General features: G+C 62.2%; 19 protein-coding genes. 14 read left to right on the top strand and 5 right to left on the bottom strand.

Going from position 1 to position 18,809, the window contains the following annotated elements; translation table 11 throughout:
* Positions 1-13: 13 nt before the first annotated feature.
* Positions 14-790 (bottom strand): enoyl-CoA hydratase, encoded by a 777-nt coding sequence (locus tag PQR67_RS20145; RefSeq protein WP_408462894.1) that lies wholly within the window; start codon positions 788-790, stop codon positions 14-16.
* A 132-nt stretch (positions 791-922) separates the two neighbouring features.
* On the opposite strand from PQR67_RS20145, the gene paaN reads away from it, so the two are divergent.
* The 5 genes from paaN (at position 923) to paaK (ending at position 6,699) form a co-directional block, all read left to right on the top strand.
* Entirely contained in the window at positions 923-2,623 is a 1,701-nt protein-coding gene (gene paaN / locus PQR67_RS20140) for a phenylacetic acid degradation protein PaaN (protein ID WP_408462891.1), read from the top strand.
* Positions 2,624-2,748: 125 nt separating this feature from the next.
* A complete protein-coding gene (gene pcaF / locus PQR67_RS20135; protein WP_408462888.1) occupies positions 2,749-3,951 on the top strand; it encodes a 3-oxoadipyl-CoA thiolase in 1,203 nt (400 codons plus the stop codon).
* Positions 3,952-3,996: 45 nt separating this feature from the next.
* Positions 3,997-4,788 carry a 2-(1,2-epoxy-1,2-dihydrophenyl)acetyl-CoA isomerase PaaG gene (gene paaG / locus PQR67_RS20130; RefSeq protein ID WP_408462885.1) on the top strand — a complete coding sequence of 264 codons (792 nt, stop codon included), beginning with the start codon at positions 3,997-3,999 and terminating at the stop codon, positions 4,786-4,788.
* Between the two features lies 1 nt (position 4,789).
* A complete protein-coding gene (gene paaI / locus PQR67_RS20125; protein ID WP_408462882.1) occupies positions 4,790-5,251 on the top strand; it encodes a hydroxyphenylacetyl-CoA thioesterase PaaI in 462 nt (153 codons plus the stop codon).
* Between the two features lie 143 nt (positions 5,252-5,394).
* Entirely contained in the window at positions 5,395-6,699 is a 1,305-nt protein-coding gene (gene paaK / locus PQR67_RS20120) for a phenylacetate--CoA ligase PaaK (RefSeq protein WP_408462879.1), read from the top strand.
* 123 nt (positions 6,700-6,822) lie between these two features.
* Here paaK and mltA read toward each other — a convergent pair whose 3' ends face one another.
* Complete coding sequence (gene mltA, locus PQR67_RS20115; RefSeq protein ID WP_408462876.1) at positions 6,823-7,947, bottom strand: murein transglycosylase A; 1,125 nt, start codon at positions 7,945-7,947, stop codon at positions 6,823-6,825.
* 16 nt (positions 7,948-7,963) lie between these two features.
* Here mltA and PQR67_RS20110 point away from each other — a divergent pair, with 16 nt between their 5' ends.
* On the top strand, positions 7,964-8,137 hold the full coding sequence (locus PQR67_RS20110; RefSeq protein WP_259461427.1) for a hypothetical protein: 174 nt from the start codon (positions 7,964-7,966) through the stop codon (positions 8,135-8,137).
* 46 nt (positions 8,138-8,183) lie between these two features.
* On the opposite strand, the gene apaG is transcribed toward PQR67_RS20110, so the two are convergent.
* Entirely contained in the window at positions 8,184-8,558 is a 375-nt protein-coding gene (apaG, locus tag PQR67_RS20105; protein WP_028199699.1) for a Co2+/Mg2+ efflux facilitator ApaG/CorD, read from the bottom strand.
* 286 nt (positions 8,559-8,844) lie between these two features.
* On the opposite strand from apaG, the gene rpe reads away from it, so the two are divergent.
* From rpe to PQR67_RS20065, 8 genes are all read left to right on the top strand, one after another.
* Positions 8,845-9,528, top strand: a complete 684-nt coding sequence (gene rpe / locus PQR67_RS20100) for a ribulose-phosphate 3-epimerase (protein WP_408462873.1) — start codon at positions 8,845-8,847, stop codon at positions 9,526-9,528.
* A 41-nt stretch (positions 9,529-9,569) separates the two neighbouring features.
* Positions 9,570-10,286, top strand: a complete 717-nt coding sequence (locus tag PQR67_RS20095; RefSeq protein ID WP_408462870.1) for a phosphoglycolate phosphatase — start codon at positions 9,570-9,572, stop codon at positions 10,284-10,286.
* A gap of 370 nt (positions 10,287-10,656) precedes the next feature.
* Positions 10,657-12,150: an anthranilate synthase component I gene (trpE, locus tag PQR67_RS20090; RefSeq protein WP_408462867.1), complete on the top strand. Its 1,494-nt coding sequence runs from the start codon at positions 10,657-10,659 to the stop codon at positions 12,148-12,150.
* A gap of 13 nt (positions 12,151-12,163) precedes the next feature.
* On the top strand, positions 12,164-12,751 hold the full coding sequence (locus PQR67_RS20085; RefSeq protein WP_120345375.1) for an aminodeoxychorismate/anthranilate synthase component II: 588 nt from the start codon (positions 12,164-12,166) through the stop codon (positions 12,749-12,751).
* 17 nt (positions 12,752-12,768) lie between these two features.
* Complete coding sequence (trpD, locus tag PQR67_RS20080) at positions 12,769-13,800, top strand: anthranilate phosphoribosyltransferase (RefSeq protein WP_408462915.1); 1,032 nt, start codon at positions 12,769-12,771, stop codon at positions 13,798-13,800.
* Between the two features lie 18 nt (positions 13,801-13,818).
* On the top strand, positions 13,819-14,604 hold the full coding sequence (trpC, locus tag PQR67_RS20075; RefSeq protein ID WP_408462864.1) for an indole-3-glycerol phosphate synthase TrpC: 786 nt from the start codon (positions 13,819-13,821) through the stop codon (positions 14,602-14,604).
* A gap of 39 nt (positions 14,605-14,643) precedes the next feature.
* The gene (locus PQR67_RS20070) at positions 14,644-15,270 is read left to right on the top strand and encodes a CYTH domain-containing protein (RefSeq protein ID WP_408462861.1); all 627 of its coding nucleotides are present in this window, start codon (positions 14,644-14,646) and stop codon (positions 15,268-15,270) included.
* A gap of 33 nt (positions 15,271-15,303) precedes the next feature.
* Entirely contained in the window at positions 15,304-16,146 is an 843-nt protein-coding gene (locus PQR67_RS20065; RefSeq protein WP_408462858.1) for a uracil-DNA glycosylase, read from the top strand.
* 108 nt (positions 16,147-16,254) lie between these two features.
* On the opposite strand, the gene PQR67_RS20060 is transcribed toward PQR67_RS20065, so the two are convergent.
* Positions 16,255-16,851: an FMN-dependent NADH-azoreductase gene (locus PQR67_RS20060; protein WP_408462855.1), complete on the bottom strand. Its 597-nt coding sequence runs from the start codon at positions 16,849-16,851 to the stop codon at positions 16,255-16,257.
* A gap of 154 nt (positions 16,852-17,005) precedes the next feature.
* Positions 17,006-18,796: a M61 family metallopeptidase gene (locus PQR67_RS20055; RefSeq protein ID WP_408462852.1), complete on the bottom strand. Its 1,791-nt coding sequence runs from the start codon at positions 18,794-18,796 to the stop codon at positions 17,006-17,008.
* Positions 18,797-18,809: the final 13 nt, after the last annotated feature.

The following is an 18,809-nucleotide window of genomic DNA, read 5'->3' as shown; positions in this document are numbered from 1 at the left end:
TTTGACAAGCGTATTAACGATGCTTGAAAACCGGCTTGCGCTTCTCAACGAACGCGGCCATCCCTTCCTTCTGATCCTCCGTAGCGAAGAGCGAATGGAAGAGGCGGCGCTCGAAATGCACGCCTTCTGCAAGCGTCGTTTCGTATGCGCGATTAACCGACTCCTTCACCATCATCACCGCCGGCAGCGGGAATTCAGCAATGGTCGCGGCCGCAGCCACCGCCTCGTCCAGCAGGGAAGCCGCAGGAGTCACCCGCGAAACCAATCCGGCGCGCTCTGCCTCAGCGGCATCCATGAAGCGCGCGGTCAGGCAAAGGTCCATTGCTTTCGCCTTTGAGACGGCGCGCGGGAGACGCTGCGTACCGCCGGCACCCGGCATGACGCCGAGCTTGATTTCCGGCTGGCCGAACTTCGCCGTGTCCGCGGCAAAAATAATGTCGCACATCATCGCCAACTCGCAGCCACCACCAAGAGCGAAGCCCGCCACCGCAGCGATGATCGGCTTACGGATGGAGCGCACGGCTTCCCAATTGCGAGTGATGTAATCGCCTTTGTAGACATCCATATAGCTATAGGTCGCCATCATGCCGATATCGGCTCCGGCGGCAAACGCCTTCTCGCTGCCCGTCACCACGATCGCACCGATGGCGTCGTCTGCATCGAACTCGCGCAGCGCCACGCCCAGTTCGTCCATCAAGGCGTCGTTCAGCGCGTTCAACGCCTTCGGGCGATTCAGCGTGATCAATCCGACTCGCCCTCGCGTCTCAACCAGAATGTTCTCGTAAGCCATGCCGCCTCCTAATGGTTAATGCTGCGCGAAAACGCTTCGCGCGGCCGTCTTAATAATGCTACCATTCACCAACCAACCGGTCGGTCAATTATTCGACAGGCTTTTCCCAACGTACAGCCAAGCCCCTCTGCCATGACACATCCGCTATTCACCAAGCACGAAGACACGCTGCAAAAGGCACTCACCGCGATTGAGACGCGCGGCTACTGGAGTCCGTTCGTCGAGATGCCCAGTCCGAAAGTGTACGGGGAAACAGCTAGCGCAGACGGCGAAGCTGCATTCAAAGCGCTCCTGAACAAGACGTTCGAACTCGACCAGCCGTCGACCGGAGAAACCGTCGGCGCCGAAGTCTCGCCGTTCGGGTTCCCGCTTGGCGTGCGCTATCCGAAAGCCGATCCCGACGCACTGATCTCCGCGGCCGCTGCCGCGCAACGCGACTGGCGCCTGGCCGGCCCGCAAGCGTGGATCGGCGTATGCCTCGAAATCCTTGCGCGCGTGAATCGCGCCAGCTTCGAAATCGGCTTCAGCGTGATGCATACGACCGGTCAAGCGTTCATGATGGCCTTCCAGGCCGGCGGCCCGCATGCGCAAGACCGCGCACTCGAAGCGGTCGTGTACGCATGGGATCAACTGCGCCGCATTCCCGCCGATGCCCACTGGGAAAAACCGCAGGGCAAAAATCCGCCGCTCGCGATGCACAAACGCTACACCGTCGTGCCGCGCGGCACCGGCCTCGTGCTCGGCTGCTGCACCTTCCCGACGTGGAATGGCTATCCCGGACTCTTCGCCGATCTGGCAACAGGTAACACGGTCATCGTCAAGCCGCATCCGGGCGCGATTCTGCCGCTCGCGCTGACCGTACGAATCGCGCGTGACGTACTGCGCGAAGCCGGTTTCGACCCGAACGTCGTTACGCTGCTGGCAACCGAGCCGAACGACGGCCCGCTTGTTCAGGATCTCGCACTGCGCCCGGAAATCAAGCTGATCGACTTCACAGGCAGCACACAAAACGGCACCTGGCTTGAGCGCAATGCGCATCAGGCTCAGGTCTACACCGAAAAGGCCGGTGTCAATCAGATCGTGATCGACTCTGTAGACGACATCAAGGCCGCTGCTCGCAATATCGCCTTCTCGCTTGCGCTGTACTCGGGCCAGATGTGCACCGCGCCGCAAAACATCTATGTACCGCGCAACGGTATCCGCACCGCTGAAGGCACGCTCGGTTTCGACGAAGTCGCCCAGGCTATCGCCGGCGCGGTACAAAAACTGGTTGCGGACCCAGCGCGCGCGGTCGAACTGCTCGGCGCGATCCAGAACGAAGGCGTAACCCAACGCATCGGCGAAGCCGCGAAGCTCGGCCGCGTTCTGGTAGAAAGCCAATCGCTGGAACATCCGGCCTTTGCCGGCGCCCGCGTACGCACACCGCTCGTACTCCAGCTCGATGCTGCAACCGACCACGCGCAGTTCACCAAAGAATGGTTCGGCCCGATCTCGTTCGTAATCGCGACGGACTCGACAGCACAGTCGCTCGACCTCGCCGGCGCAATCGCCGCCGAGCACGGCGCGTTGACGTTGTCGGTCTACAGCACGGACGAAGCCGTGCTCGAAGAGGCGCACGAAGCATCGATCCGCGGTGGCGTCGCACTCTCGATCAACTTGACGGGCGGCGTTTTCGTCAATCAGTCGGCAGCGTTCTCCGACTTCCACGGCACAGGCGCAAACCCGGCGGCAAATGCCGCGCTGGCCGACGCGGCCTTTGTCGCGAACCGCTTCCGCGTGATTCAAAGTCGCGTTCATGTTGAACCGAAAGCGGCACCGGCGGTAGCTGGCTGAATGGCATAAGACAAAGTACGGCGTTCGTCCTATGCCGTTTGGCCGAATAGACCGGGCAGTGCACCCCAACTAACATGAGACATCGGATCGGCACGTCCCGCCGATCCGTTCCAGTAGGAACCCACATGAACGACGCCTTCATTTGCGACGCGATTCGCACCCCGATCGGCCGCTACGGCGGCGCCCTGAAAGACGTCCGCGCCGACGACCTCGGCGCGGTACCGATCAAGGCGCTGATCGAGCGCAATCCTGGTGTTGATTGGCAGGCCCTCGACGACGTGATCTATGGCTGCGCCAATCAGGCCGGCGAGGACAACCGCAATGTCGCCCGTATGTCCGCGTTGCTGGCAGGCTTGCCCACCACTGCGCCCGGCGCAACCATCAATCGCCTGTGCGGCTCGGGCATGGACGCAGTCGGCACCGCAGCGCGCGCCATCAAGGCTGGCGAAGCGCGGTTGATGATCGCCGGCGGCGTCGAAAGCATGACGCGCGCGCCGTTCGTGATGGGCAAGGCCACCAGTGCATTCTCGCGGCAGGCCGATATTTACGACACGACCATCGGCTGGCGCTTCATCAATCCGTTAATGAAGCGCCAATATGGCGTCGACTCGATGCCGGAGACCGCGGAAAACGTCGCCGTCCAGTTCGGCATAAGCCGTGCGGATCAGGACGCATTTGCGCTGTCGAGCCAGCAAAAGGCAGCCCGCGCGCAACGCGACGGCACCTTGGCTCAGGAAATCGTCGGCGTTGAAATTGCGCAGAAGAAAGGCGACCCCGTCCGCGTGACGCTCGACGAGCATCCGCGTGAAACGTCGCTCGAAAGCCTGGGCAAGCTCAAGGGTGTGGTCAGCCCCGACGGTAGCGTGACCGCCGGCAATGCATCGGGCGTGAACGATGGCGCGTGCGCATTGCTGCTCGCGAGCGAGGAGGCTGCCGCTCAATACGGACTGCGTCGCCGCGCACGGGTAGTGGGCATGGCGACGGCGGGCGTGGAGCCGCGCATCATGGGCATCGGCCCGGCGCCAGCCACGCAAAAACTGCTGAAGCAACTGAACATGACGCTCGACCAACTCGACGTGATCGAGTTGAACGAAGCGTTCGCATCGCAAGGACTCGCCGTTCTGCGCACACTCGGTCTGCGCGACGACGATCCTCGTGTCAATCCGAATGGCGGAGCGATTGCGCTCGGCCACCCGCTCGGCGCATCGGGCGCGCGCTTGATCACCACTGCGCTTTACCAGTTGGAGCGGATCAACGGCCGCTTTGCGCTATGCACGATGTGTATCGGCGTGGGTCAAGGCATCGCCCTGGTGATCGAGCGCGTCTGACGTCAACGCGACTCGCGGGTCAAAGAGACTTTGAGGAGACACCCAATGTCATATGAAGCGATTCACCTCGACATCGATACATCGAGTCGCGTGGCGACCGTCACGCTGAACCGCCCTGACAAGCTCAACAGCTTTACGCGCGCGATGCACCAGGAATTGAGCGCCGCACTTGATCAGGTGGAGGCATCCGGCGCCCGTGCGCTCGTGCTCACCGGCGCAGGCCGCGGTTTCTGCGCGGGACAGGATCTCGCGGATCTTGACTTCACGCCAGGCGCCATGACCGATCTGGGCGAGCTGATCGACGCGCATTTCAATCCGCTGATTCGCCGCCTGCAAGGACTGCCATTGCCGGTGATCGCTGCGGTCAACGGCACGGCCGCAGGCGCCGGCGCCAATCTCGCGCTGGCTTGCGATCTCGTGCTTGCCGCTCGTTCGGCCAGTTTCATCCAGGCCTTCGTAAAGATCGGTCTGGTACCGGACTCGGGCGGCACCTGGTTCCTGCCGCAACGCGTCGGCATGGCGCGCGCCCTGGGTCTCGCGATCACCGGCGACAAACTAGGCGCGGAAAAAGCGGAAAGCTGGGGGTTGATCTGGCAAACGGTTGACGACACCGAGCTCGCCACGACGGCGAGCAAACTGGCAACACAATTGGCACAGCAACCTACACGCGCCATCGCCGCAATCAAACAGGCGATGCGCGCGGGCGTGACACAAACCCTGGACCAACAGCTCGATCTCGAACGCGATCTGCAACGCGAACTCGGCGCTTCGCACGATTACGCCGAAGGTGTCCAGGCATTCGTGGAAAAACGCGCGCCTCGCTTCGAGGGGCGCTGATATGTCCGCACAACCGAACCACCCAACCCAAATGACACCCGACGAACTCGCTCGCGCAACCGCGGTCGCCATGTACGAAAACGATGCGTGCAGCCGGGCGCTCGGACTCGAAATCATGGAGGTGCGCCCAGGGTATGCGCGCCTGCGCATGGCTGTCCGCGACGACTTCCTGAATGGCCATCAGATTTGCCACGGCGGCCTGATTTTCACACTCGCTGATTCGACGTTCGCTTTCGCCTGCAATACGTACAACATCAACACAGTCGCAGCAGGCTGCTCGATCGAATTCTTGCGGCCGGTTAAAGGCGGCGATGTGTTGACCGCCGAAGCGGTCGAGCAAACGCTGAGCGGCCGCACGGGTATTTACGACATTCGCGTCACGAACCGCGCGGAGGAGATCGTGGCGATGTTTCGCGGCAAATCTGCACAGATCAAAGGCAATCTGATCCCTTCGGGCGATTGAACAATAGCTGATCGAACAGCAGAGCCGCGGCGCGTCCGCGACCCATTGGCAGCGCATCCATAGACAGCAACGGGTCCCCGGTTTTCGCATGCAAGCGCACCGCAACCCCAGACCCAAGCATTGAGGCAGCAAGGAGACATTCGATGACCACCGCCCTTCCGCTCGATCCCATCGAGACAGCCAGCCGCGACGAACTCGCCGCGCTCCAACTCGAACGGCTCAAATGGTCGCTGAACCACGCTTACGAAAATTCGCCCGTCTATCGGCAGAAATTCGACGAAGCCGGCGTCCACCCGAGCGAAGTGAAGACCCTCTCGGACCTGGCACGCTTCCCCTTCACCACCAAGAAAGATCTGCGCGACAGCTACCCGTTCGGCATGTTCGCAGTGCCACAGGAGCAGATCTCGCGGATCCACGCGTCGTCCGGAACAACGGGCAAACCGACAGTTGTCGGTTACACAGCGCGCGACATCGATACGTGGGCGAATCTCGTCGCACGTTCGATCCGTGCCGCGGGCGCGAAGCGCGGCGACAAGGTTCACGTGAGCTACGGCTACGGTTTGTTCACCGGCGGTCTGGGCGCACACTACGGTGCCGAGCGCGCGGGGCTGACGGTGATCCCATTCGGCGGTGGTCAGACTGAAAAACAGGTGCAACTGATTCAGGACTTCCGGCCCGACATCATCATGGTGACGCCGAGCTACATGTTGTCGATCGCAGACGAACTCGAACGGCAAGGCATCGATCCGGCGCATTGCTCACTGCGACTTGGCATCTTCGGCGCCGAGCCGTGGACCAACGACATGCGCCAGGCAATTGAAAAGCGCATGGGCATAGATGCCGTCGATATCTACGGTCTATCCGAAGTGATGGGGCCGGGCGTCGCTTCGGAATGCGTCGAGACCAAAGACGGCCCGACGATCTGGGAAGATCATTTCTATCCCGAGATCATCGACCCGGAAACCGGCGAGGTACTGCCGGACGGCGAACTCGGCGAACTGGTATTCACATCCTTGACCAAGGAAGCGCTGCCGATCGTCCGTTACCGGACGCGCGATCTGACGCGCCTCTTGCCAGGCAGCGCGCGCACCATGCGCCGCATGGAGAAGATCACGGGCCGTTCGGACGACATGATGATCGTGCGCGGCGTGAACGTATTCCCGACGCAGATCGAAGAATTGCTGCTCAAGCAGCACGCCCTTGCACCTCACTATCAGATTGTGCTGACCAAGGAAGGCCCGCTCGACGTACTGACGTTGAATGTCGAGCCCTGCCCGGAATCAGCGCCGGATACTGCCGCACTGAGCACGGCAAAGCAGGCGTTGGCCTACGACATCAAGGCACTGATCGGCGTGAGTGCTGTGGTGAACGTGCTGGGTGTAAACGGGATCGAGCGTTCGGTGGGTAAAGCCCGGAGGGTGGTCGACAAGCGGAAGTCGGGGCTTTAAGCCTTAAGTCATACGCCGGAGCGCCGAAGAAACGGCGACGGTTGATGTCTGGTAGCAGAGCTGATCAGCGTCAGCCCTGCTATCAAACCTGCAGGCGGTGAACCCGCTGTCCGCACCAAATCCTCACGAATTCGGCAACAACAACCACATCCTGCCGCCCTGCTTCATCTTGCCGGCGAGATCGCCGGCATCGTCGCCAAGACCCCAGAAGTAGTCCGCGCGCACGCCGCCCTTGATCGCGGATCCAGTGTCCTGCGCAAAGACGAGGCGATTCATCGGTGAGTTCGTCAACGGACGCGTGGTCTGCAAGAACACCGGCGTACCCAATGGAATCGAAGACGGATCCACCGCGATCGACCGCTCCGGTGTCAACGGCACACCCAATGCACCAATTGGCCCATCCGCCCCACCGCTCGGCGCACTCTCGCCAGATGGCATTTCGCGGAAGAACACAAAGCGCGGATTCGTATCGAGCAATGCGTCGACCCGCGTGGGGTTCGCGCGCGCCCATGCCTTGATGCCCTGCATGGTCGCCTGCGCCGGCGTCAGTTCGCCACGATCGAGCAACCACCGCCCAATCGACTTGTACGGCTGGTTGTTGGTGCCGCCAAAGCCGACCCGCATCACGCTACCGTCTTCCATCACGACACGCCCGGAGCCCTGCACTTGCAGGAAGAAGGCTTCGATCGGATCGTCGACCCACACGAGCTCGTTGCCGCTCAGTACGCCCGCGCGCTCGAGTTGCGCACGCGCCGGCAACGGCGCCCCCGCGCGGTAGCCGGATGGCCAACGGTACAACGCCGTCTGATACACGCCGTGCCGTGTGCGCGAACCTCGCAGCAACGGCTCGTAGTAGCCGGTGACGAGGCCATCGAGCGTGCCGTCGTTATTCGCCAACTGGAACGGCGTGAAATACGCCTCAAAAAACGCGCGCGCGCTGGTGACGTCCAGATCGTCGATCTGCGAGGCCGCCGCGCATGCGCGAGCCCAGTTCGGTTGACGCGCGAGCCTCAGGCAGTTTTGCCGCAACGCGGCCGTTGCGCCAATCAGCGAATCGTCCTGCCACCCCGGCACCTGCTGCCAGGCTACCGCCGTGAGCCGTGTCGCGGCGATCTGCCCGGGTATGATCGCGGCACCCGTGGGCGGCGAAACCGAAGGCCGGACCGCACCGCCGCCACCGCAGGAAGCCAGCATCACCGCAACCGAAAGCGCGCCGAGCCATGCTCCGGCAGTGCGGACAAACCGCATACAATGTTCGTTCTTGATGGAAACCGCCATGTCTGATCTGTTCGACGAATACCCGATGCTCATCTTCGCGCTGGAATCGCTCCTCGCGCTTTTCCTGCTCGTCTTTATCGTTGTGTGGACGTCGTCCGGCAAGAAAAAGGCCGCGCGCGCCACCACCAATGAACAGCAAAAGCAGCAAAAGTCCCAGTGAAGCCGCGCCGTAAAGCCTCTTAAAGACCGCGAGCCACGCTCGCGGTTCAATGCAAAGTACGCGGCATACGCAAAATGAACTCGGGCACAGGCGCGTCGAAGCGCTCGCCGTCCTCCGCCACGCAGAAATACTCGCCGCGCATGGTGCCGACGGGCGTGGCGATCACCGCCCAACTCGTATATTCGAAGTGCTCGCCCGGTTTGAGCAGAGGCTGATGCCCGACCACGCCCAGACCTTTCACTTCCTGCACGCTGTTGTCGCTGTCGGTAATCACCCAGTGACGCGCGATCAGCTGCGCGGGCACCTGGCCGCTGTTACGGATAGTCAGCGTGTACGCAAACGCATACTGGCGGCGCTCCGGGTCCGACTCTTCGGGCAGATACTGCACCTGCGCCGAGACGCTGAATTCGTACTGGCTCATCCTGATTCCGATCTGGTGAAACGGGCTAAAAAATCGCGGCAAGCCCCGAACGCCAATGGTTTGCGGGCGCATTGGAGAAGCGGCACTGATGGTTTGGCATTCTGCTTGATGCGCGGCACGCCCGCAACCCGACAAATCCCTCTGGCCAAGGGCCGCTAAGACGTTTTGTCACCACTGCCGCGCGTTACCAAAGCCTGCCGTAAGCCGGCCTCAAACCGCCCGCGAACCGGCCCAGCAGCGCGCAAAACGGTAAAATGGCGTTTTCCCGCTTGCATCCGCCCCCGCCATGACGCAATTCCGCATCGCCCCCAGCATTCTGTCCGCCGATTTCTCGCGCCTCGGTGAAGAAGTCCGCAACGTTGTCGCCGCCGGCGCCGACTGGATTCACTTCGACGTGATGGACAATCATTACGTGCCGAACCTGACGATCGGTCCGCTCGTCTGCGAAGCAATCCGTCCGCACGTGGACGTGCCGATCGACGTGCACCTGATGGTGCGCCCCGTCGACCGGATCGTGCCGGATTTCGCCAAGGCCGGCGCGAACCTGATCAGCTTTCACCCTGAGGGCTCTGACCATATCGACCGCACGCTGTCGCTGATTCGCGACCATGGCTGCAAGGCCGGCCTCGTGTTCAACCCCGCCACGTCGCTGAACCATCTGGACTACGTGATGGATAAGGTCGACCTGGTGCTGATCATGTCGGTGAATCCGGGCTTCGGCGGTCAATCGTTCATTCCCGAGGCGCTCGTCAAGCTGCGCGAAGCACGCAAGCGGATCGACGCCTACAAGGAAAAGACCGGCCGCGAGATCCATCTCGAGGTGGACGGTGGGGTGAAAGTCGACAACATCGCCGAAATCGCAGCAGCCGGCGCGGACACGTTCGTGGCAGGCTCGGCGATCTTTGGCGCGCCGGATCACAAGGTGGTGATCGACAAGATGCGCGCCGCACTCGCCAACATCGAGCACTGATCGGACACCGATCGACCTCCAGGATCCAGCAAGCACTCAAGATGACGACTTCATACCCTGCTCCGGCCTTCACCGGCCCACGCCTGCAAGCCGCGATTATCGATCTGGACGGCACGATGGTCGATACCGCCGACGATTTCACTGCCGGCCTGAACGGCATGCTCGCGCAACTCGACGCGGCGGAAACCTCGCGCGAAGAAGTGGTTGGCTACATCGGCAAGGGCTCGGAGAATCTGATTCGCCGTGTGCTGGCCGAGCGCTTCGAAACGGACCACGCGCAGGACCGTTTCGACGAAGCGCTCGCCATCTATCAGGAGGAGTACGCCAAGATCAATGGCGTACATACGCGGCTGTACCCCGAGGTCGAAGCCGGCCTCAGCGCCATGCGCGACGCCGGCCTCAAACTCGCCTGCGTCACTAACAAGCCGCACCGTTTCGCGGTCGAACTGCTCGAGCAGTACGGGCTCAGCCAATATTTCAGCGTTGTGCTCGGCGGCGACAGTCTGCCGGAAAAGAAGCCGGATCCGCTGCCGATGCTCACCGCCGCGGCGCAGCTAGGTGTCGCGCCGCAGGCCACGGTCGCGATTGGCGATTCGGAAAACGACGCGCTGGCAGGCCGCGCGGCGGGCATGGCAACGCTCACGCTGCCGTACGGCTACAACCACGGCCGAGCTATACAAGAAATAAAATCCGATGGTATAGTTGCCTCGCTGCTCGATGCCGCCAAGGCGATCGCAGCGCACCATTCCACGACCTGAAAAGTCCTTCATCCTCATGTTTCTGAATAAAAAACGGAGTCTGATTAGCATCGACCGGGGAGCCTGGCCCTGGCGTCGCTGGTCGCGCTAACCTCGCCTGAGGTACGCTGAAGCTCGTCTTCGGCAACCGTTTTTTACTTCGCTGCGCTCACGCGTTTTTTCCATCCTCTTGTTTCGCTACATCGGTTGATTTAGCCCTCGTGTACTCGCAAAGTACATCTGTGCGCTGAAACCCGCTGCATGCGTCGATGGGAAACTCGCGCCGGTCGGTATCATCGTGTCGAAACGTCGAACGATCGCCTGACCGGCCGCGCCGCCCCCCGCTTTGTCCGACGCATAGTGCCGTCTGACGTACGTACAGGATCGGAACATGACCGAACTCGAATTCCAGTCCCTCGCCAACGAGGGTTTCAACCGCATTCCGCTGATCGCCGAAGCACTCGCCGACCTCGAAACGCCGCTCTCGCTGTACCTGAAGCTCGCGCAAACGGAACGCAACGGCGCGAACTCGTTCCTGCTGGAATCGGTGGTGGGCGGCGAACGGTTTGGCCGCTATTCGTTCATCGGCCTGCCGGCGCGCACGCTGCTGCGCACGCGCAACGGCGTATCGGAAGTGGTGCGAGACGGCAAAGTCGTCGAAACGCACGAAGGCGATCCGCTTGAGTTCATCCAGCAATTCCAGGGTCGCTTCAAAGTCGCGCAGCGCCCTGGTCTGCCGCGTTTCGCGGGCGGCCTGGCGGGCTATTTCGGCTATGACGCGGTGCGTTACATCGAGAAAAAACTCGCGCACACCGCACCGCCTGACGATCTGAACCTGCCGGACATCCAGTTGCTACTCACCGAAGAAGTGGCGGTGATCGACAACCTCGCGGGCAAACTCTACCTGGTGGTGTACTCGGATCCGACGCAGCCCGAGGCATATACGAAAGCCAAACAGCGTCTGCGTGAATTGCGTCAGCGTTTGCGCACGACCGTGCAGCCGCCGGTCACGTCGGCCAGCGTGCGCACCGAGACCTACCGCGAGTTCGCCAAAGACGATTATCTGGCCGCCGTGCGCAAGGCGAAGGAATACGTCGCCGCCGGGGAACTGATGCAGGTGCAGGTCGGCCAACGCCTGATCAAGCCGTACCGCGACAACCCGCTGTCGCTGTACCGCGCGCTGCGTTCGCTGAATCCGTCGCCGTACATGTACTTCTACAACTTCGGCGACTTCCACGTGGTCGGCGCGTCGCCGGAAATTCTGGTGCGCCAGGAAAAACGCGGCGAAGATCGCATCGTGACGATCCGGCCGCTCGCCGGCACCCGTCCGCGCGGCAATACACCGGAACGCGACGCGGAGCTTGCTACTGAACTGCTGAACGATCCGAAGGAAATCGCCGAACACGTGATGCTGATCGACCTCGCGCGTAACGACGTCGGCCGCATCGCCCAGATCGGCTCGGTGGTCGTCACCGACCAGATGGTGATCGAGAAGTACTCACACGTGCAGCACATCGTGAGTTCGGTCGAAGGCAAGCTGAAACCCGGCATCACCAATTTCGACGTGCTGCGCGCCACCTTCCCGGCCGGCACGCTGTCCGGCGCGCCGAAGGTCCGCGCCATGGAACTGATCGACGAACTCGAACCCGTGAAGCGTGGCCTCTACGGCGGCGCCGTCGGCTATCTGTCGTTCACCGGCGAAATGGATCTGGCCATCACGATCCGCACGGGCGTGATCGCAAACGGCAATCTGTATGTGCAGGCGGCAGCGGGGATAGTCGCGGATTCGGTGCCGGAATCCGAATGGCAAGAGACCGAGAACAAGGCGCGTGCTGTGCTGCGCGCCGCCGAGCAGGTTCAAGACGGCCTCGATAGCGACTTCTGACCGGAGACACACCATGCTGCTTATGATCGACAACTACGACTCGTTCACCTACAACCTGGTGCAGTACTTCGGCGAACTCGGCGAAGACGTGCGCACCTATCGGAACGACGAAATCACGCTGGACGAAATTGCGAAGCTCAACCCGGAGCGCATCTGTCTGTCGCCCGGTCCGAGCAATCCGCAACACGCGGGCATCACGCTCGACGTACTCCGCGAATTCGCCGGCAAGACGCCGATTCTCGGCGTCTGCCTCGGCCACCAGGCGATCGGCGAAGCCTTCGGCGGACGCGTGGTGCGCGCGCAAACCATCATGCACGGCAAGGTCAGCACGATCGAAACCGACTGTAAAGGCGTGTTCGCCGACCTGCCGAAACATTTCGTCGTAACCCGCTACCACTCGCTCGCGATCGAACGCGAATCACTGCCTGACTGTCTCGAAGTGTCGGCATGGACCGAGGACGGCGAAATCATGGGCGTGCGTCACAAGGAACTGGCTGTTGAAGGCGTGCAGTTCCACCCGGAATCGATCCTGTCCGAACACGGCCACGCCTTGCTCGAAAACTTCGTGAAGCAGTCGAAGACGGCTCACCGCAACGCTTGATGAAGAGAGACGAAATCATGTCGATTACGCCCCAGGAAGCGCTGCAACGCACGATCGAGCACCGCGAAATTTTCCACGACGAAATGCTGCATCTGATGCGGCTCATCATGCGCGGCGAACTCTCGCCCGTGATGTCGGCGGCGATCATCACCGGCTTGCGCGTCAAAAAAGAGACCATCGGCGAAATCACCGCCGCCGCCACGGTGATGCGTGAATTTGCCCGGCACGTCGAAGTGCAGGACAACTCGAACTTCGTCGATATCGTCGGTACCGGCGGCGACGGCTCGCAGACGTTCAACATTTCCACGGCAACCATGTTCGTGTCTGCCGCTGCAGGTGCCAAGGTCGCGAAGCACGGCGGTCGCGGTGTGTCGAGCAAATCGGGCAGCGCGGATGTACTCGAAGCGCTCGGCGTGAACATCGATCTGCAACCGGACCAGGTGGCGGCTTCGATTGCGGAAACCGGCATGGGCTTCATGTTCGCGCCGAACCATCATCCGGCGATGAAAAACATCGCGCCGGTGCGCCGCGAACTCGGCGTACGGACCCTCTTCAACATTCTCGGACCGCTGACCAATCCGGCCGGCGCGCCGAATCAGTTGATGGGCGTGTTCCACGGCGACCTCGTCGGCATTCAGGTCCGCGTGATGCAGCGCCTCGGCGCGAAGCACGTGCTGGTGGTGTACGGCATGGATGGCATGGACGAAGTCTCGCTCGGCGCGGCCACGCAGGTCGGCGAGTTGCGCGACGGCCAGATCCACGAGTACGAAATCCATCCGGAAGACTTCGGCATGCAAATGGTGTCGAATCGCACACTGAAAGTGGCTGACTCCGCCGAATCCAAACTGATGCTGCTCGAAGCGCTCGACAACAAGCCCGGCGTCGCGCGTGAAATCGTCACGCTGAATGCGGGCACGGCGCTGTATTCGGCGAACGTGGCGGCCTCGATCGCGGACGGCATCCAGTTGGCGCGCGAAGCGATCGCGAGCGGCAAGGCGCGTGCGAAGGTCGACGAGCTGGTCCGCTTCACCCAGCAATTCAAGCAGTAACTACGTAGCGAGACACTCATGAGCGACATCCTCGACCGCATCATCGCGGTCAAACGCGAAGAAGTCCGAGCGGCCGAACAGAGCGCGCCGCTTGAAGCGCTGCGCCTCGAAGCATCGTCACGCGACATTCGCGATTTCGTCGGTGCATTGCGCGCGAAACACGCGGCCGGTCTGGCCGCCGTGATCTCCGAAGTGAAGAAGGCGAGCCCGTCGAAAGGCGTGCTGCGCGAAAACTTCGTTCCCGCCGAGATCGCACGTTCGTATGAGAAGCACGGTGCGGCCTGCCTGTCCGTCCTCACCGATGTGCAGTTCTTTCAGGGCAGCGTGGCGTATCTGGAAGAAGCGCGCGCCGCCTGCAAGTTGCCGGTGCTGCGCAAAGACTTCATCGTCGACCCGTACCAGATCGTCGAAGCCCGCGCGATGGGCGCCGACGCGATTCTGCTGATCGCCGCCGCGCTGGAAACCTCGCAGATGCAGGATCTGGAAGCGCTCGCGCATTCCCTGGGCCTCGCGGTGCTGGTCGAAGTACACGACAGCAACGAGCTGATGCAGGCGCTCACGCTGAAGACCCCGCTGATCGGTATCAACAACCGCAATCTGCGCACCTTCGAAACGTCGATCGAGACCACCATCGGCATGCTCGAATCGATTCCGGACGACCGTATCGTCGTCACGGAGTCGGGCATTCTGTCGCGCGTCGATGTCGAACGTCTGCGGGCGATGGACGTGCATACGTTCCTCGTCGGCGAGGCGTTCATGCGCGCGCAAGAGCCGGGGGTGGAACTTGCGCGGATGTTTTTCTGAACGCACGTTCAACACGCAGGCTACGTAGCGGAGCAGGTCATGGGTATGGAACGTGAAATCAAGCTGGCACTGCCGCCCGCTCAGGTGCAGGCGGCGACGCAATGGTTCGTCGCGCGCACCGGCGCGGCGGGTCGCCCGATCAGGTTGGTGAATATTTATTTCGACACCCCCCAACTGACGCTGGCCAGTTCGAAGAGCGCGTTGCGTTTGCGGCAGACGCCGGACGGCTGGCTGCAAACCTTCAAGACGGTGGGTAACGCCAGCAATGGTTTGCACAGCCGGCACGAATGGGAAATGCCGGTGGCCGGCGAAGCGCTGGAGATCGACGCGTTGCTGCGCGAATGCGACGAAAAATCCGCCGCCGACGCGTTGCGTCACGCGGCGCCCAAACTCGCCGAACTGTTCCGCACGAATTTCACCCGCACGCTGTGGAATATCGAACTGGACAGCTCGGAGGTCGAAGCGGCGATCGATCAAGGCGACGTGTTCGCCGAGGTGAACGGCGAAACGCGTCGCGCGCCGATCTCGGAAGTCGAACTCGAACTGAAATCCGGCGACGAAGCGGCGCTCCACGCCCTCGCGGCGGAACTCGGCAAGCAGATAGCCGGTCTCGCGCCTGACAATATCAGCAAGGCGCAACGCGGTTATAAGTTACGGGCAGGTTGAGCAACGCCGCGTTTGCTGCGACACTTCCCCGCCATGACCTCCGCTTCCCGCACCCGCTCCAATTCGTCGCAAGCTTCATTGTTCGGCGACACCCCTGCCACGCCGGCCGGCGCAACCGCGCAGCCGCAGCAAACACCGGCAGCCGCCGGCTCATCGCCGGCAACGCTCGAAGCCCAATTCGCCGCGCTGCCTCCAGCCTGGCGCGTCCACCTCACGCCGTTCATCGAAAGCGACGCCTACGCGTCGTTGTGCCGTTTCGTCGACGGTGAGCGCGCGGCCGGCAAAACCGTCTATCCCGCCGACGTGTTCCGGGCTCTGCGCCTCACCAGCCCCGACGAAGTCAAAGTCGTGATTCTCGGCCAGGACCCGTATCACGGCGAAGATCGCGGCACGCCGCAAGCACACGGACTGGCGTTTTCCGTGGCGCCGAACGTGCGCACGCCACCGTCGCTGCGCAATATGTTCAAGGAAATCGCCGCCAGCCTCGGCCATGAGCCACCGCGCCATGGTTGCCTCGACACCTGGGCCAAACAGGGCGTGCTGCTGTTGAACACGGTGCTGACCGTCGAGCGCGATTCGGCCGCGAGCCATGCGAAACGCGGCTGGGAGAAATGCACGGATACGCTGATTCGCGAATTGGCCATGCGCCATGACGGTCTCGTATTCATGCTGTGGGGCGCGCATGCGCAAGCCAAACGCGCGCTGTTAAGCGGCAAGTCGCACTACGTGCTGGAGGCGCCGCACCCATCGCCGCTGTCGGCCCATCGCGGCTTTCTCGGCTGCGGACACTTTGCGGCGGCGAACGAGTTTCTCGTGAAGCACGGTCGCACGCCGATCGATTGGCGCCTGCCCGACGAAGCGCAAATGCTGGCGTAAGGCGAGTCAATCGCAGCAGTCAAAGCAAAAACGCCACGGAATTCACATTCCGTGGCGTTTTTCATTCCACCGCGCCGCGATCACGCAGCGCAGGACACACCTCACACCTTACGCAGCGGCGATCGCTTCACGCGCGCCAGCCAATGCGGCGGTAGCAGCGTCCGGGCCCATGTTCAGGCCTTCGGCGTAGATGAAATTCACGTCGGTCATGCCCAGGAAGCCGAGGAAGGCCTTCAGGTACGGTGTTTGGCTATCGTTCGGGGTGCCGACATACTTGCCGCCGCGTGCCGAAACCACGTGGACCTTCTTGCCCTTCACGAGGCCTTCCGGACCGTTCGCCGTGTACTGGAACGTGATGCCGGCGCGAGCGATGAAGTCGAAATACGTCTTCAGTTGCGACGAGATGCCGAAGTTGTACATCGGTGCGCCGATCACGATGATGTCGGCGGCTTGCAGTTCGGCGATCAGCGCTTCGCTGCGTGCAGCGATCGCGACTTGTTCCGGCGTGCGCTGGTCAGCCGGCGTGAAGAACGCGCCGAGCACGGCGTCGTCCAGATGCGGCAGCGGTTCGGCTTGCAGGTTACGGACGACGACTTGCGCGCCCGGATTCGATTGTTGCAGCTTTGTGGTCAGCTCGTTGAGGAGCAGGGTTGAGTTCGCGCCTTGCGAGCGGGCTGCCGAGTTGATTTGCAGGATCGTGGTCATGGTTGACTCCAGTAGGGGCGCGCAATGTTGCGCGAGTGGAGCCATTGTGTTTTTTTACCGCGGCGGGAAAAAGCCGTGCGGCAGCGAAGGATTGTTGCATTGGTAGAACAATCCCCCGCTTCGAAACGGCGATTAACACCGCCCCGCATTACGATCAGCTTGCTAGCCAGCGCTCCCGCGCCTTGCGTGTGGCGGGCTGTTTGTCGCTCACGGCAAGCTTGTAGCGCGACACCTCAGGCCCGTCCAGCTTGACTTGTGCGGTACGCAGCTCGTCGCGGCGGAAGGCGTGGACTTCGACTTTCGCACCCGGCTGATAGCGCGACAGCAGCGAATCAAGATTCGCGCCGGTCACGCGCAGGCCGTCGAGCGCGATCAGCACGTCGCCTGCGGAGAGCCCGGCTTTTTGTGCCGCGCTGCCTTCGTGAACCGCCACCAGTGTGCAATCGGCGCCGCCGCGCAGACGTGCGCCGAGTGACGGCTTGCCATGCTTTTCCAGATCCGGCGCGAGCGTGACGCCAAACGGCTCGAGCAGCGTGTCGAGGGGCAGATCACGCGTGCCGTACACGGCTTCGGCGAACAATTCACCCAGTTGCACGCCGGTCGCTTCGGCAAAAATCGCCTCGACCTCGCTTTCTTCGACACCGACCGGCTTGCCACGATAGAAATCATGGCCAAATCGCTGCCACAGCAGGCGCATCACGTCGTCGAGCGATTTGCGGTTGTTGGTCTGCGTGCGAATCGTCAGATCAAAGGCGAGCGCAACGAGCGAGCCCTTGGTGTAGTAGCTGACGATCGCGTTCGCCGCGTTTTCGTCCTGCCGGTAGTATTTGACCCAGGCGTCGAACGAACTTTCAGCCACCGACTGCTTCAGACGGCCACTGCCGCGCAGCACGCCGCCAACCACCTTGCCAAGCATGTCGAAATAATCTGCCTGCGAGATCAGGCCGCTGCGCACGAGGATCAGGTCGTCGTAGTAAGAGGTGAAGCCTTCGAACAGCCACAGCAGCGGCGTGTAGTTTTCGACGTTCAGGTCGTACGGTGCAAACACGGCCGGCTTGATGCGCTTCACATTCCAGGTGTGGAAATATTCGTGGCTGCACAAGCCGAGGTAGGTCCGGTAGCCCTCGGTGGAGGCATCGCGCCCTTGCACCGGCAAATCGCCGCGATTGCAGATCAACGCCGTCGAGGCGCGATGCTCCAGTCCGCCATAACCGTCGGTGACGGCCTGCGTCATGAACACGTAGCGGTCCATGGGCGCCTTGTTCGACTTCGGCTCGAACAGCGCGATCTGCGCTTCGCAAATACGCTTCAGATCGGCGGACAAACGCGCCATGTCGAGCCCGATCACACGTCCCGCGATCACGATATCGTGCGGCACGCCGTGCGCCTTGAACGTCTCCAGCGCGAATTCGCCCAACGTGACCGGGTGATCGATCAGCTCGTCGTAGTTCTGCGCGCGATACTCGCCGAAGCCGTAGCGCTTCGTGCCGCGCGCCTCCGGCAACGCGGTCGCGACCCGCCAGTTGCGATACGCGGCGCCGTCCGGCTTCTGGATATCGACCACGCACTGCGCGTCCTCGTGACCGAGCGGCGCCAGGAACACACTGGTGCCATTGAAAAAGCCTGTCGTGTCGTCGAGATGCGCGGCGCGCACCGACATATCCCATGCATACACCTCATAGCGCAACGTCAGCGCGCCCTTTACCGGCGCGGCCTGCCACGTGTGCTTGTCGGTCTTTTCGACGCGCACTTTCCGCCCCGCCTCATTGGTGCCGCGCAGCGTCACGATGTTGCGGGCAAATTCGCGCACCATGTAGCTGCCCGGAATCCACACCGGCAGCATGAAACGCTGGCCGGCCGGATCGGGATCGGCAACGGTCACGGTGACTTCGAACAGATGGGCGGCGGGTTGCTTGGGAACGATGGTGTAGCGGATCGGCTTCATCGGCGGCGATTAG

It is taken from the genome of Paraburkholderia fungorum, assembly GCF_046026025.1.
Taxonomy (GTDB): domain Bacteria; phylum Pseudomonadota; class Gammaproteobacteria; order Burkholderiales; family Burkholderiaceae; genus Paraburkholderia; species Paraburkholderia fungorum_E.
The sequence above is the reverse complement of the archived record's forward strand: the minus strand, read 5'-3'. Positions and strand labels throughout refer to the sequence as shown.